The following is a 14,079-nucleotide window of genomic DNA, read 5'->3' on the forward strand; positions in this document are numbered from 1 at the left end:
CGCGCCCACCGAGCCTTAAGCCGGCTCTCAGCCGGAAGCCTTGCAGGCGGCTTCAGCCGCACTCAGGCGACTTCCAGTCGCAACCCCAACCTACCGGCTTTCAGCCGGTAGTCGTTTAGCTGCTGAGGACCGCCCTCAACAACGGAGAACGGAGAACCGCCCTACCGATGCGGCCGCACCAACGACAAGAACTCGCTCCGCGTCTGCATCTGCGTCTTGAACACCCCCCGCATCGCACTCGTCGTCGTCCACGAACTCTGCTTCTCCACGCCCCGCATCATCATGCACAGGTGCTGGCCCTCGAGCACGACCCCCACGCCCTGCGGCGCAATGGCATCCTCAATCGCCTCCGCGATCTGCTGCGTCATCCGCTCCTGCACCTGCAGCCGCCGAGCAAACACATCAATAATCCGTGGAATCTTGCTCAGCCCCACCACCTTGCCCTGCGGCAGGTACGCCACATGCGCCTTGCCGAAGAACGGCAGCATGTGGTGCTCGCACAGCGAGTAAAACTCAATGTCCTTCACTACCACCATCTCGTCGTAATCCACGTCGAACAACGCCCCATGCAGCACCTGCTCAATCGACTGGTGGTATCCCTGCGTCAAAAACGCCATCGACTTCTCCACCCGCTCCGGCGTCTTCAACAGCCCATCGCGAGTAGGATCCTCATCGAACCGACGCAGCAACTCCGCATAGATCTCCTGCGTCGACGCCTCGCCCAACGGCTTCGCCAGCCCCGAATGCGCCGTTAGCGCCGCTACCTCCACATCGCTCAAGGAGACATCCCCCAAAGAGCCATTCGTCAGAGAACCCTTGCCATTCGAACTGGGAATCGTAGTGTCGTGAATCTTCGTCGTCATCAATACTTCCTCTAATGGCCTAAACCTGAAATGGATCGCATTCCCAGAGAGATTCTGTTCCAGCGACACGAACGGCAGGTCACGTCTTCAGCCGTGACAAACTCCGCGGGAACCAATCCGGCTTTGGCCGCTGAGGTACGCCCTCCGCTCGTCGATCAAAAACCCTCAGGGGAGTTCCAACGCCCCGCCAAAATACTCAAACGAATTGTTCCCCGTCTCTTCCACGCGAACCGTCTTCAACCGCGCATGGGGATAGTCCACAAATAGATTCCACACCCGCACCGCAAGATTCTCCGTAGTCGAAACCTTCGCTGCAAACTCCGGCAGCATATTCAAATTCTGGTGGTCGAATCGCGCAATCAACTCCCGAGCCGCAAACGCATCCAGGTCCGCAAGATTCGTCACCATCCCGGTAGCCGCCTCAATCGGCCCCGCCAGAATCACCTCGACCACATAGTTGTGCCCATGCCCATACGGGTTGTTGCACTTCCCAAACACCTCGCGATTGCGCTCCTCCGAGAGATCCTCGCAATGCAGCCGGTGCGACGCCGAGAAGTGATACCGCCGCCCAAAGTGAGCCACAGGAGTCGCAGCGCTCACAGCATGACCTCGCCATAGTAGTCCGCAAACAGGTCCGGCATCTCGTACACCCGCACCCGGTGCAGCTTCGCGTGCGGAATCTTCCCATCCAGCCGCCGCCAGATCGCTACCGCCATGTTCTCCGTCGTCGGAACCGCGTGCACAAACTCCGGCACCTCGTAGTTCAGGTGGCGATGGTCATACACACTCACCACCTCCCGCTCGAGAATGTCCTTCAGCTCCTTAAGGTCCACCACAAACCCCGTCTGCGGATCGATCTCCCCCGCAACCGTCACCTCGAGCGTGTAGTTGTGCCCATGCCCATTGCGGTTCGAGCACTTGCCAAACACGCGCTCGTTCTCCGCCGCGGTCCACGCGTCGTTCCAGTAAAAGTGGGCAGAAGAAAACTCGGCTTTGCGGGTCAGCAGAATCATGTCAGGCCAGTGAGTAGTGAAGTGACTAGTGAGTAGTGAATAGTGAAGAAATACCGTGCGGTCTCAGTGTAAGTGCTCCAGCTCCTGTGGTTTCGATGCGTCAGCCACCGTCCCGGATGCGCGGACGAACCCGAGCCCTGTCTTTCTTCACTATTCACTATTCACTGCTTTACCCCACTATTCACTCCCTCACCCGGTACTCTCTCCCCTTCCACTCCACCTGGTGAAACAAATGGTGCTTCATCCAGCTCCGCACCAACAACACCACGAACAACGGCAGCGCGAACACCGACAGCACGCAATCCACCATCGGAAAGTTCGACCGTCGCACCCGTCCCAGGAACCGGAAGATCGTCCGCACCCAAAGCAGCCAGATCACCGCCACCTTCCACCACTCCAGCAGCGGCATCACCAACAGCACCAGCGGCAGCAAGAGCAGCGCAATATCCAGCATCCTCCACGCCGCCAGCCGCAGCGCATGAGGAAACAGCAGCGCGAGATTCTTCGTCCATCCCTCCACCATGTCCACGAAGCCGCCATACATCTTCGTGCTCACCGCATCGGGAGCATAGCGAAACCGCAGCGCCCTCTTCGACCGCTTGAGGTTGAACGCCAGGTCCACATCCTCCAGCACCGAGTTCCCCACCGCCTTGTGCCCGCCGATCGCAAAGTACGCCTCGCGCTCCACCATCAGGAACTGCCCATTGGCCGCCGCAAGCTTGCTCGCAGGATCGTTCACCTGCTTCATCGGATACACACTCGCCAGTTCCGAAAACACCAGCGGCATCAGCGCCCGCTGCCAGAACCCGCGCACAATCTGCTTCGGCGAGTAGCTCAGCATCGCTGCCTTGTGTTTCTTCGCCTCATGCAACGCGTGGATCAAATCGCTCGGCTCATGAATCGTGTCCGCATCCGTGAACAGCAGCCATCGTCCCCGCGCCTGCGTCGCCGCCGTCCAGCAAGCATTCGATTTCCCTGTAAACAACTTCGTATCCAAAGCCGGCGGCCGGATCACCCGAATCCCCACAGCGCCAGCCGCCGCCTCCCGCGCAATGCGTGGCGTCCCATCGGTCGAGCCATCGTCGACGATCAGCAGCTCCCAATCCTGATCCAGCGCAAAGAACCTGTCGTTCTGCCCCAGCAGCGACTCCAGGCAAGCCGGAAGATTTCGCTCTTCGTTCCGCGCCGGAATGATCACCGTCAGGTCCAGCGTAGGCTCCGGATACACACTGGCCAAAGCTGCAGCCACCCGCAGCGTCTCATCATCCACCGGCAACCCCAGCACCGCGCTGAACTCCTGCGCCTTCGGCTTGACTGAAGGCTCCCCGCTCAGAGCTGAAGACTCAATCGCCTTCGTTGCACTCTCCCGCCTTGCCGAATTGGGATCGTCCTTCACAGACTCGTATTATAGAAACTGCATGACCCGTCGAGACCGATTCCGCCGCCTCCGCAACACCGCCCTCCTCATCGCGATCGGCGCGCTTGTCTCCGCGACTGGCTGCGATCGCTCCGTGAAGCCCGGTCAGCTCGACCAGCCTGCCCCCATGTTCGCTCTCAACGACGGCCAGAACGCCATCGACCTCAACCAGCTCCACGGCCAGGTCATCGTTCTCAGCTTCTGGGCCACCTGGTGCGGCCCTTGCATCGAGGAGATGCCCAGCCTCCAGCGCATGCAGCGCGACCTCCCCGAAGTTCACGTCATCGGCATCGCCAGCCAGCAGGACCCCGCCGACTACCGCGCCTGGCTCCAGCGCCATCCCATCACCATCCTGTCTCTCTTCGATCAGCAGCAGAAATCCAACGCCCTCTACGGCAGCTTCCGCTTCCCCGAAACCTACGTCATCGACAAGCAAGGCATCGTCCGCCGAAAATTCATCGGCGCCCAGGTCTGGACCAGCCCCGAGATCGAAGGCTACCTAAAGCGCCTCGCCGCCTAGAGGCCCTGAACCTTTCCCGTTTTGTCAGGGCGGGACTTCAGTCCCGCCATAAGGATAGTGACCACAATGCGGCTTCAGCCGCTGAGGCAATGCGTTGAGGGGACGAGCTAGCTCGTACGTTGATGCTTCGTCGGCAGTTGGCTTGAGCTCCTGAGTCAATCTCGTCCGCCGCGAGCTCTGCACCCGCTGCTAAAATCAACCCATGACACAGCTAGACGTGATGTACAGCTTCAGCGCGCCGCCCAGTGAAGCCGTCGCCATGGCCCTGGGCCGCATCCGCGAGGTCTACGGCATCCGCAAGCTCACCGTGGACGAAGCCGCCAAAACCGTGCGCCTCGAGTACGACGCCACCCGCCTCACCGAAGCCGGCGTCCATCAGCTCCTCCGCCGCACCGGCCTCACTCTCACCGGCGAAGTCTCCCTGCTCCCACCCCAGCCGGTACCCGAGCCCGTCGCCGCTCCAGCTGCAAGCTAAATTGTCCCAGAGGTAACACGCATGAGCTTCGACCCCAGCTCTCTCGTGTCCTTCCTCGTCGCGGTCAGCTTCGCCGCCGGCCTCAACACCTACGCCACCGTCGCGACCCTCGGCCTCCTCGGCCGCTTTCACGTCATCGCGCTGCCGATCGGCATCACCGGCCTCGCCGACACCTGGATCATCGCCGCCAGCCTCACCCTCTTCTTCATCGAGCTGTTCGCCGACAAGATCCCCTACTTCGATCTCCTCTGGAATGCCGTGCACACCTTCGTGCGCATCCCCGTCGCCGCGCTCATGGCCTGGCGAGCCTCCGCCGCCCTCACACCCCAGATGCAGCTCCTCGTCACGGTAGCAGCCGGCCTCGTAGCCGCCATCGCGCACACCGCCAAGACCGGTGCACGCGTAGGCGTCAGCGCCTCACCCGAGCCCTTCTCCAACATCGCCCTCAGCTCCTCCGAGGACGTCGCCGCCATCGTCCTCACCTGGGTCGCAACGAAGCATCCCTACACCGCAGCCACCGCCGTAGCCATCGCCACCATCGTCGTCGTTGTGCTCAGCCGCTGGATCTTCGTCTCCCTCCGCCGCCAGATCCAATCCCTCCGCCAGCGCTGGAACACACCCAGCCCCGTATCGACACTCATGAAGTAGACCCCTCACGAACGGTAGGTCACCCCTTCAGGGGTGACATAAAGAGGTCCCGAAAATATGTGGCTTTAGCCGCTGAGGGACCGTTCATGCTGCCACACGTTAGAATCTGCGACCCCGCAGCTCGCACAAAATCCGTGGCACTTCTTCCACAACCAACCCCCTCCAAGGGTTGATCAACTCGCCCTCTCTTGATACTCTGAATGAGTTGCGCTTGCTTCCCTGCAATGTGCGCCCGTAGCTCAGCTGGATAGAGCGTTTGGCTACGAACCAAAAGGTCGGAGGTTCGACTCCTTCCGGGCGCACCATACTTTTCCTCACCCGAAATTTTGCACAAAGGTTGAGGCAAGCGCGACCAACACCCCCTTCCCCACATCTCATCCCCGGACCAGTTCCCAGGTGTGCTTTCCGTCACTGGACATCCCCAGTCAGACGCGTATAGTAGAACTTGGACTGAGTTAGTCGCATATGCCGGTGACCGCTCTGAGTGACGCGAAAGTTGGAAGCCATGGAGTGGTCGATAACGTCGATCTGCCCCATGACATCAGCCATTACATCGCCCACCTGGGATTCCTCCCAGGCGCCGAGGTAGAGATCCTCCGCCGCGCTCCAGCCGGCGATCCCCGCGTCTACCGCATTGATGGTGTGGAAGTTGGCCTGCGCAACGATACCGCGCGCCACATCTTCATGACTGTCATCGAGGATGCCCCCACCGAGGAAGAGGTCGTAGCGTGAGCTGTCACACCCCCACTGCCCTCGCCGACGCTCCGGACGACGTCCAGCTTCCCGACCTCATCGGCCCCAACGGCGCGCCCGTCAAGCAGACGGTCAAGCTCCGCACCATCGCCCTCATCGGCCCCCCTAACTGCGGCAAGTCCACGCTCTTCAACCGTCTCACCGGCCTCCGCCAGAAGACTGCCAACTACCCCGGCGTCACGGTCGATCACCACTCCGGCCGGATGAAGGCCATCGGCCGCCCCGACCTCACGCTCATCGACCTCCCCGGCATCTACTCCCTCGCCACCTACTCCGAGGATGCCCGCGTCGCCGTCGACGTCCTCACCGGCAAGATGCCCGGCGTCCCCAAGCCCGACGTCGTCCTCCTGGTCCTCGATTCGACCCACATGAATCGCCAGCTCATGCTGGCCGCGCCCGTCTTCTCCATCGGCCTGCCGACGCTGGTCCTGCTCAACATGGCCGACCAGCTCGAGGACCGCGGCGGCAAGGTCGACACCCTCGCCCTCGCCAAGGAGCTCGGCCACCCCGTCGCCCTCATCTCTGCCGCCGAAGGCACCAACCTCGACGTCATCCCCGACTTCCTGCTCCGCGCCGGAGCCAAACTCGACGACGGCCTCCGCCCCGTGCAGCTTCCCATCCTGCAGTCCGCCGCCAGCTGCCGCTCCTGGGCCTCGCAAGTCACCCAGCGCTCGGCGTACCAGTCCCCCAAGGCTTCCATGTGGTCGCGCCGTCTCGACTCGGTCCTGCTCGACCGCGTCTGGGGCCCGCTGATCTTCCTCGCCGTCGTCTTCGCCGTCTTCCAGGTGGTCTTTACCCTCGGCCAGCCACTCTCCGACGGCCTCGGCGAGCTCCTCACCAAGCTCGGCGCCCACGTCGCACTGCTCCTCCCCGACAACTGGCTCCGAGCCCTGCTCCGCGATGGCCTGTGGAACGGCGTCCAGTCCGTGCTCGTCTTCCTGCCCCAGATCCTTCTGCTCTTCCTCTTCATCGGGATCCTCGAAGACTCCGGCTACCTCGCCCGTGCCGCCCTCATCGCCGACCGCCTCATGCGCGCCATCGGCCTCAACGGCAAGGCCTTCATTCCGCTGCTTTCCGCCTACGCCTGCGCCGTGCCCGCCATCATGGCCACGCGCACCATCGAGAACAAGCGCGAGCGCCTCGCCACCATCCTCATCGCCCCGTTCATGACCTGCTCGGCGCGCCTGCCCATCTACACGCTGATCATCGCCGCCTTCATCCCCAACCACATGTTCCTGGGTGGCCTGCTTGGCCTGCGTGCCATGGTCATGCTGAGCCTCTACGTCATCGGCTTCCTCGCCGCGCTCATCACCGCGCGCCTGCTCAACTCCCGCGTCATGAAGGCCTCCAACGCTCCCTTCATCCTCGAGCTGCCGCAGTACCGCTGGCCCACGCCCCGCTCGCTCACGCTCCGCCTCTACGACCGCGCCAAGCTCTTCCTCAAGAAGGCCGGCACCATCATCCTGGCCTGCACCTTCCTGGTCTGGCTCCTTAGCGTCCTCCCCATCCATCACGCCGATGGCCGCCTCGCCTTCGCCGATCTCACCACCAGCATCATCGGACACATCGGCCACTTCATCGAGCCCGTCATCCGCCCGCTCGGCTTCAACTGGAAGATCGGCATCGGCCTGCTCAGCTCCATCGTCGCCCGCGAAGTCATCGTCGGCACCCTCGGCACGCTCTACGGCGTCGATCCCGCCACCCACGCGGAAGGCCTGCAGGCCGCGCTACGGCATGACATGACCCTCGGCGGAGCCGTCGCCCTGGTCGTATTCTTCGCCTTCGCGATGCAGTGCACCTCGACCTTAGCCGTCGTCCGCCGCGAGACCAACAGCTGGAAGTGGCCCGCCATCCAGTTCGCCTACATGACGATCGTCGCCTACACCGCCGCCCTGGTCACCAACATCGTCGTCAGCCACATCTTTGGCTAAGTCGGAAGCCCACAGGACATCGCCCAAGCGAACCTCGCTCCTGGCTCTTACCTCGCGACCTCACACCTCTACAGAAGAAACGCCCCAACCGGCATTTCAGGTCACAAAAAAGGGACTTCAGCCGTAGGGAGAAATCCCCCAACGTCTGAAGCCCTCCCGTACAAATCCCTGAACTACTTCACCGCACAAACAGGCTCAAGCTCCGGCACTGCTTCCGCCATCGCTCCAGTCCCCGTTAGCAGCTCGTCGATCACATCCGCCGCCGTATAGCTCGTCTCGCCTGGCCGCAGAAACTCCCACACCCGCGTCAGATCATCGCCCGCCGTCACCAGCGCCGGCTCCACGCGATTCCCGTTCCGAATCTGCGCCAGCCCAATGTTCGCCAGCAAGCCATTGCAAAGGCACTTGCGGCCAACAGTATCCTCCACCTTGCCGCCTTTGGAGAGATACACACTCACCGGCTCGGCCGAGCACCGATAGCCAATCCCGCCATCCTCCAGCCGATACGGCTCCCGCAAAAAACCCAGGTCGCAGATCCGTGGCCGAGCACCGCTCGTGTCGATCTCAGAGCCCGTTCCCTCCAGCCTCGCCACCTTGAACGGAAACCCTGTCGGCGACGCCACGGGATCGGTAAAGACCTCCGCGATACCCTCAACCGACCGCTCCAGCAGACGAGCTCTCAGGCCAGCCTCCAGCCCCGACTCGTTCGCGAACTCGAACGCCGTTCCCACCTGGATCCCTTGCGCACCTTCAGCCAGAGCCTCACGCAGGCCCTCCGCGCTTCCGTAGCCTCCGGCAAGCCAGAATGGCACGTCCAGCTCGCGGATCTTCGCCAGGTCGATCGTGTCGCGCTCGCCATAGATCGGCTCGCCGGTCACCGTCAGCTGCATCTTGCCCCGCGGCGGAGCGTTATGCCCACCTGCACGGCTCATCTCCAGCACCAGCCCGTTCACCACGCCATTGGCCTTCTTCAACATCGTCGCCGCCAGCGTGTACGACGAAACAATGGGCAGGAACATCGGCCGCCTCAGCGGCCCGGGATCACCCTCCATGTATTCGCTCGGATCGAAGCGCGCGACCATATCGTCGCCCTCCTGCGCCCCAATCACATGGATCGGATACTCCACCGCATGATGTTGCGCCAGGCCATCCAGCACCCCCGGAATCCGCAGCGGAATCCCCGCGCCCATGATGATGTAGCTCACGCCCGCCAGCATCGCACCGTACATCGTCGGCAAGTGCGCTGCCTGGATCTTCTCCAGGTAATTAATCCCCACAGGATTGTCATGACCCTGGCTCGCGAGATACACCTCGACAAAGTTGCTGACGATGCAAAGCTCCATCGAAGCCCGCGAGTTATCCCGGCCCAGCAGCGGCGCTCCGCGGTACGGCACATCCTTCGCCCGTCCGCCCTCGATGAACCACTCGCGCTCCACACGCTCGGCCATCGCAGGAAATGGAAACGCCCGCAGCGCACGCCGCAGGTCCCCATTCGGATCGCCATCCTGTAGCCGTCGAGCCAGGATCTGGTCCAGCGCAGTGCCGGAGACGACCCCAAGTTGTCCACGCTTCGATACCGCCTGCGCAAGCTGCCAACTCGACACGCCTGCACCCATACCACCCTGAATGATCACGGGATATTCGTTCATCATGAACTCAATTCTTCGCCTGTATTCCCTATCCGCATGTCGCAGTTTTGTAACACCGCGCTCCATGCGGAGGTGTAACGCGAGAGAGACAAAGCTCTCCATCTTCAGGGATAGCACTGGCGTCGGAGGAGCATAGTGATGCACATCACTGCGCCAGCTCTTCGTCGCGGCGGGCCGCCATGAGCCGATAAAGCGCCCCGCATGCAGCCTACCCGCTCCTACGACTGAAAGACGTAATACTTTCGGCCGTTCTGCTCTTGTTCTCTCAGCCCCACTCGCTTCGCAGGAGCTTCGTCGTTCGCGATCAGCGCATGCATGTCGGAGAGTAGCGGAAAGGTGTCGCTGAAGTAGGAGTGCCCGAGAAAATCCGTGTCGATCGCAGAGACATCCACCGTATCGACGCCCTCCAGCACCAGCAGCGGCTCTCCCGCACGCGGCCTTCCATGAATCTTCCTCGAGGCTCGGATCGCCTTGTCATTCGACGACTCGTACAGCGTCACACGGCCGGATATCGTTCGCAGCGCGATTGAGACCTGCTCGAATGTATCCGCGTCGATATCGGGAGCGGCCAGCATCAGGTGCTCGAACTTCAGAGAGCCGCTAAGCCTCCCGTTCATCGCCTTCAGGGCATCGCATACAGCGCGATTGCCCATGCTGTGAACGATAAGATGAATCCGCTCCGCACCGCTGCTCTGCGTAAGCAGGAGCAGGAATCGCTCCAGATGCTCTGTCGTCCAGATGATTGAGGTCTCATCCTCGAAGTAATTCGTCACCAGTCCCTGCGACGGCCAGCTGTAGAGGATCGGAGCTCCGTCGAACTTCAGGTCGAAGGTCATCTGCCCAATCCGCCGCGCGGCATCTTCGAAGGACACGTTGTAGCCATGCACGAAGACAAAAGCGTCCTTTGCCGGTGATCCTTCCACCGCGGCCTTCACCTCTCCAAAGAAGACTTCTTCCGCAAGGCTCTCTGTCTTCACCAGCACGATGTGCTTCTCGCGGTTCGGCCGAAACTCCAGCCGCAGGATCGACGACGATTCGAGTCTCCCCAGCGTGTGGTCCTTCGGGATGGAGACCTCACAGCGGCCATAATGCAGAATTTCCTGCTTCGAGCGGCGGCTATTGTATCGCACATCACTGTTCGTTCCTGCCTCTTCTTCACGATCCGTCGCGTAGAACACACGGACGACCGTGGAACCAGGCCAGCCGGACGGATGAGAGAAGTTCGACGGCCTCGCCGCCAGCTTGGCCCCCAACGCCTCGAGCCCGGGCGACACCAGCTTCCCGATGTTCTTCACCGCAGGCGCGGGAGCGGCAATGGGCAGATTCCATCCAAGAACACCGAGCTCCTCAGCTGGCGGCAGAGCTGAAACCCCAGGCCAGTCCGGCAAGGCAACGATCTCCGCCTGTATCGCAGGCTCAATCCGAACGTCGGCAATATCTTCGGTTTGTCCCTGCAACTCCTGCGAGAACGTCGGCCGCTTCCACCAGCCGGATTTCCTTGTCCGGCGCACGGTCCCGAAGGACACATCGGCGAGAATTTGGTCCGGCTTCGTCAGCAGGCTCTCGACCTGTTGCACCATCTCTCGCCCTGTCGTGGTGCCGAAGCTCATCTCGCTGAGCACGTTCTGAGCTACGAACCACAGAGCTTCCTCGCGGCTGGCGAGCTCACGAAGAAGCAGGCTAAGAAAGACTTCCCGGTCCCACGGATGCGGCAGCAGAAGGTAAAGCGTCTTCTCCAGCCAGTTGTCTTGTTCCAGGGACTGCAGTTCTGGCAGCGTGGCGACCAGAGCACGCTGCACCAGCGTAAGAGATTCGCTCCACGTATCCATCGGGAATTCTCCACAAAGACCGCGATACGGCACCGCTGAACGGGTAGCAGAAATCTACACGAAACCCGCAGCCGGTGGAACCCCCTACCGCTCGCCCCAGCTCAGCTTCGACCGCAGCACATTGAAGAGACCGTTCGGTCGCAACCGCAGCAGCTTCACTGACCGCTCCGACCGCCGGCAATAAATCGCATCGCCCAGCAGCAGCTCCACGGCCTCCTGCCCATCCACCGTCAGATAGGTCTCATGCGGAACCACATCCACCGCCACGCAGATCTCCGCATCCCCCGGCACCACAATCGGCCGAATCGTCAGCAGGTGCGGACAGATCGCCGTCAACACCATGCCGTCCACACTCGGAATCAGGATCGGCCCATTCGCCGCCAGCGTGTACGCCGTCGATCCGGTCGGCGTCGCCACGATCACACCATCCGCCCGAAACTCCGCAACCAGCTCGCCATCCAGCTCAATCGTGAAAGCGCCCATGCGCGCAATCGCGCCCTTGGCGATCACCACATCGTTCAGCGCGTCCCAGCGCCGAAAAATCTTCCCATCGCGCAGCAGCTCCGTACACATCAGTGAGCGCGTGTCCTTCACCCCATTACCGGCGAGCCACGCCTCCAGCGTCGTATACATCTCCGTCAGCGGAACTTCGGTCAGAAACCCCAGCGACCCCAGGTTCACACCGATGATGGGCGTATTGGTCTTCGCAAACGCGCGCGCAGCAGACAGCAGCGTGCCATCGCCGCCCAGCGAAATCACGATGTCCGGCCCATGCTCCGGCATCTCGACGCGCTCAATCGCATCGCCCGGCCTGCCAAGGTAGTTCGCACTCTCGCGGTCCAGCAACGCGCTGAAGCCATGCGGTTCAAGCCACGCCAGCAGCTCCAGCAGAATGGCTTCCAGTTCGGGCTTCTGCGGCTTCGAGATGATGGCGGCAACGGGCATGATGTGTAGTTTACTTGAGCCGCGTCAAGCCGACGCGCTATCTGCGCCAAACACGGCATGCAGCAGGAACTCGCGATTGCCTTCCATGCCCAGAATCGGCGAATCCATCACAGCCAGCGTCTCCCCGCCCAGCTCGTCCACAGCCTCGCGCACACGGTCCACCGCATACTGCTGCGCTTCCGGATCGCGCACGATCCCGCCCTTGCCCACATTCTCCCGCCCCGCCTCGAACTGCGGCTTCACCAGCACCACCGCCTGCCCCTTCCAGCGCGTTCCCTGCTCCGCCAGCGCAGCTACCACCGCCGGCAGCACCAGCGTCGCCGAAATGAAGCTCACATCCATCGCAAAAAAAACGACCGCCTGCGCCGCAATCTGCCCCGGCGTCAGCAGGCGCGCATTCGTCCGCTCCATCAGGCTGACGCGCTCATCCACGCGCAGCTTGTGCGCCATCTGCCCATACCCTGTGTCGATCGCCAGCACAGACTTCGCCCCCCGCTGCAGCATGCAGTCGGTAAAACCGCCCGTCGACGCTCCAATGTCCGCGCAGGACAATCCCTCCACGGCAATCCCCCACGTTTCCAGCGCGTGTTCCAGCTTCAACGCGCCCCGGCCCACGAACTTCAGGTCCTCACCCAGTATCCGCACCACGGAATCTTCCTCAACACTGAGCCCAGGCTTGTCGGATTTCTGCTCAGCGACCAGCACCCGCCCAGCCAGGATCATGGCCGTCGCGCGCTCGCGCGAACCGACCAACCCACGTTCTACCAATAATTTATCGAGTCGAAGTTTCATCTATCTAAGGAATATCGTAAACACTCCGGCTCCCCGTGCGGAAAAGCCGCAACTTCCGTTACACTACCCAGCGAAGCGTTTTAGACCAGACCAGTCCGGCCTTTTTGCATCGAACTTACGAAGCCCCCTTGCATCGAGTTTTCTGCGAAGATGCGATACTGCTGATTCACCAAGATTTGCCCGGAAAGAAAGCCGGAAATCCGATTAGGCCCGTACACCGTATTTATGGATAGAGACGATCAAGTGCTGACGACAGCGACCCAGAACGCGCCCGACGACGCGGCTCTGCTGGCGCGGGTACAGCGCGGCGAAGAACAGGCCATGGCTGCTCTGTTCGACCGGTATTCCAGGATTGTGTACTCCGTGGCCCTGCGCGTAATGCGTGATGCTGCTTCTGCTGAGGATATTTTGCAGGAGATCTTCATGCAGGTTTGGCGCAATCCGGACGGATTTATCGCGACACGCGGCTCCCTGGGTGGGTGGCTCGCGGTCGTGACCCGCAACCGGGCCATTGACTCCCTGCGGCGCAAGAAACCGACCGAAGTCGTCGAAGAAATGTCCCTGCCGGCCCCCGGAAATCTGGGTGATGAAGCCGAACGTAATTTGATGATGGAAAAAGCGCGGGTCGTCATTGCCAGGCTGCCCGCCGAACAACGCAAAACGCTCGAAATGGCGTTTTTCGATGGCCTCACCCACTCTGAGATCGCCGAAATGACAGGCGACCCTCTGGGTACAGTAAAAACACGAATTCGCAGCGCGCTGCTGACGCTGAGAAAGGGGATGCAATGATGAACACCGCCAATCATATTTCGCCGGAAGACCTCGCGTTGATCGCACTGCAGCTCCTTTCAGAAGATGAGATGAACGACGCGCTCGCCCACCTGGAGCACTGCGAAGCCTGCCGCAACGAGCTGGCCGCGCTGCAGGGCGACTTGGCCGTCTTCGCCATGACCTCTGAGCTGCACACGCCACCGGCACTGGCCCGCGAACGTCTCATGAAGCGCGTCAGCAAGGAAAAGAAGGTCGTTTCGATCGAGCGCCCGCAGCAACAGGAGCGCCCGCAGCAACAAGAACGCCCGCAGGTGCAGGAACGCGCCCCCGAGCGTACGCTTCCGCTCGACGCAATCCCACCTCCGCCTCCCGTGACCTTCGCCCCGGAAGAGCCGATTTTGAACTCCCGCAGCCGCATGTTCGCCAGCTACGAAGCACCGGAAGAACCCGTTCGCAAGAGCGGCCGCGTGCTG

Annotated in this window: 14 protein-coding genes, 1 tRNA gene and 1 pseudogene; 8 read left to right on the forward strand and 8 right to left on the reverse strand. The window is 61.9% G+C overall.

Annotation, left to right across the window (positions count from 1 at the left end):
* Window positions 1–161: 161 nt before the first annotated feature.
* From folE to AC5E6W_RS16860, 4 genes are all read right to left on the reverse strand, one after another.
* A complete protein-coding gene (folE, locus tag AC5E6W_RS16845) occupies window positions 162–863 on the reverse strand; it encodes a GTP cyclohydrolase I FolE (RefSeq protein ID WP_491753492.1) in 702 nt (233 codons plus the stop codon).
* Window positions 864–1,028: 165 nt separating this feature from the next.
* Complete coding sequence (locus AC5E6W_RS16850; RefSeq protein ID WP_491753493.1) at window positions 1,029–1,463, reverse strand: 6-carboxytetrahydropterin synthase; 435 nt, start codon at window positions 1,461–1,463, stop codon at window positions 1,029–1,031.
* A complete protein-coding gene (locus AC5E6W_RS16855; RefSeq protein WP_491753494.1) occupies window positions 1,460–1,876 on the reverse strand; it encodes a 6-pyruvoyl trahydropterin synthase family protein in 417 nt (138 codons plus the stop codon). The genes AC5E6W_RS16850 and AC5E6W_RS16855 overlap by 4 nt, the downstream gene beginning before the upstream one ends.
* A gap of 181 nt (window positions 1,877–2,057) precedes the next feature.
* Window positions 2,058–3,272 carry a glycosyltransferase family 2 protein gene (locus AC5E6W_RS16860; RefSeq protein ID WP_491753495.1) on the reverse strand — a complete coding sequence of 405 codons (1,215 nt, stop codon included), beginning with the start codon at window positions 3,270–3,272 and terminating at the stop codon, window positions 2,058–2,060.
* Window positions 3,273–3,294: 22 nt separating this feature from the next.
* Between AC5E6W_RS16860 and AC5E6W_RS16865 the strand changes: the two genes are divergently transcribed.
* The 6 genes from AC5E6W_RS16865 to feoB all read left to right on the forward strand — a co-directional run bounded on the left by AC5E6W_RS16865 (window position 3,295) and on the right by feoB (window position 7,620).
* Window positions 3,295–3,813: a TlpA family protein disulfide reductase gene (locus AC5E6W_RS16865; RefSeq protein ID WP_491753496.1), complete on the forward strand. Its 519-nt coding sequence runs from the start codon at window positions 3,295–3,297 to the stop codon at window positions 3,811–3,813.
* A 202-nt stretch (window positions 3,814–4,015) separates the two neighbouring features.
* The gene (locus AC5E6W_RS16870; RefSeq protein ID WP_491753497.1) at window positions 4,016–4,288 is read left to right on the forward strand and encodes a hypothetical protein; all 273 of its coding nucleotides are present in this window, start codon (window positions 4,016–4,018) and stop codon (window positions 4,286–4,288) included.
* A gap of 21 nt (window positions 4,289–4,309) precedes the next feature.
* On the forward strand, window positions 4,310–4,936 hold the full coding sequence (locus AC5E6W_RS16875; RefSeq protein WP_491753498.1) for a DUF4126 domain-containing protein: 627 nt from the start codon (window positions 4,310–4,312) through the stop codon (window positions 4,934–4,936).
* Window positions 4,937–5,164: 228 nt separating this feature from the next.
* A tRNA-Arg gene (locus tag AC5E6W_RS16880) sits at window positions 5,165–5,241 on the forward strand.
* A gap of 160 nt (window positions 5,242–5,401) precedes the next feature.
* Window positions 5,402–5,668, forward strand: coding sequence for a FeoA family protein (locus AC5E6W_RS16885; protein ID WP_491753499.1), 267 nt, complete (start codon window positions 5,402–5,404; stop codon window positions 5,666–5,668).
* Window positions 5,665–7,620 carry a ferrous iron transport protein B gene (feoB, locus tag AC5E6W_RS16890; protein WP_491753500.1) on the forward strand — a complete coding sequence of 652 codons (1,956 nt, stop codon included), beginning with the start codon at window positions 5,665–5,667 and terminating at the stop codon, window positions 7,618–7,620. Before AC5E6W_RS16885 ends, feoB begins: the two co-directional genes overlap by 4 nt.
* Before the next feature lie 173 nt (window positions 7,621–7,793).
* Here feoB and AC5E6W_RS16895 read toward each other — a convergent pair whose 3' ends face one another.
* The 4 genes from AC5E6W_RS16895 to AC5E6W_RS16910 all read right to left on the reverse strand — a co-directional run bounded on the left by AC5E6W_RS16895 (window position 7,794) and on the right by AC5E6W_RS16910 (window position 12,835).
* Window positions 7,794–9,272: a nitronate monooxygenase gene (locus AC5E6W_RS16895; RefSeq protein ID WP_491753501.1), complete on the reverse strand. Its 1,479-nt coding sequence runs from the start codon at window positions 9,270–9,272 to the stop codon at window positions 7,794–7,796.
* Between the two features lie 215 nt (window positions 9,273–9,487).
* Window positions 9,488–11,098 carry an alpha/beta hydrolase gene (locus AC5E6W_RS16900; RefSeq protein ID WP_491753502.1) on the reverse strand — a complete coding sequence of 537 codons (1,611 nt, stop codon included), beginning with the start codon at window positions 11,096–11,098 and terminating at the stop codon, window positions 9,488–9,490.
* An 84-nt stretch (window positions 11,099–11,182) separates the two neighbouring features.
* The gene (locus AC5E6W_RS16905) at window positions 11,183–12,043 is read right to left on the reverse strand and encodes an NAD(+)/NADH kinase (protein ID WP_491753503.1); all 861 of its coding nucleotides are present in this window, start codon (window positions 12,041–12,043) and stop codon (window positions 11,183–11,185) included.
* Between the two features lie 24 nt (window positions 12,044–12,067).
* Window positions 12,068–12,835, reverse strand: coding sequence for a TlyA family RNA methyltransferase (locus tag AC5E6W_RS16910; RefSeq protein ID WP_491753504.1), 768 nt, complete (start codon window positions 12,833–12,835; stop codon window positions 12,068–12,070).
* A 243-nt stretch (window positions 12,836–13,078) separates the two neighbouring features.
* Here AC5E6W_RS16910 and AC5E6W_RS16915 point away from each other — a divergent pair, with 243 nt between their 5' ends.
* The gene (locus AC5E6W_RS16915; RefSeq protein WP_491753505.1) at window positions 13,079–13,624 is read left to right on the forward strand and encodes a sigma-70 family RNA polymerase sigma factor; all 546 of its coding nucleotides are present in this window, start codon (window positions 13,079–13,081) and stop codon (window positions 13,622–13,624) included.
* Window positions 13,621–14,079: pseudogene (locus AC5E6W_RS16920) on the forward strand (hypothetical protein); the annotation flags it as partial. The gene AC5E6W_RS16915 and the pseudogene AC5E6W_RS16920, both read left to right, overlap by 4 nt.

It is taken from the genome of Bryocella sp., assembly GCF_058498515.1.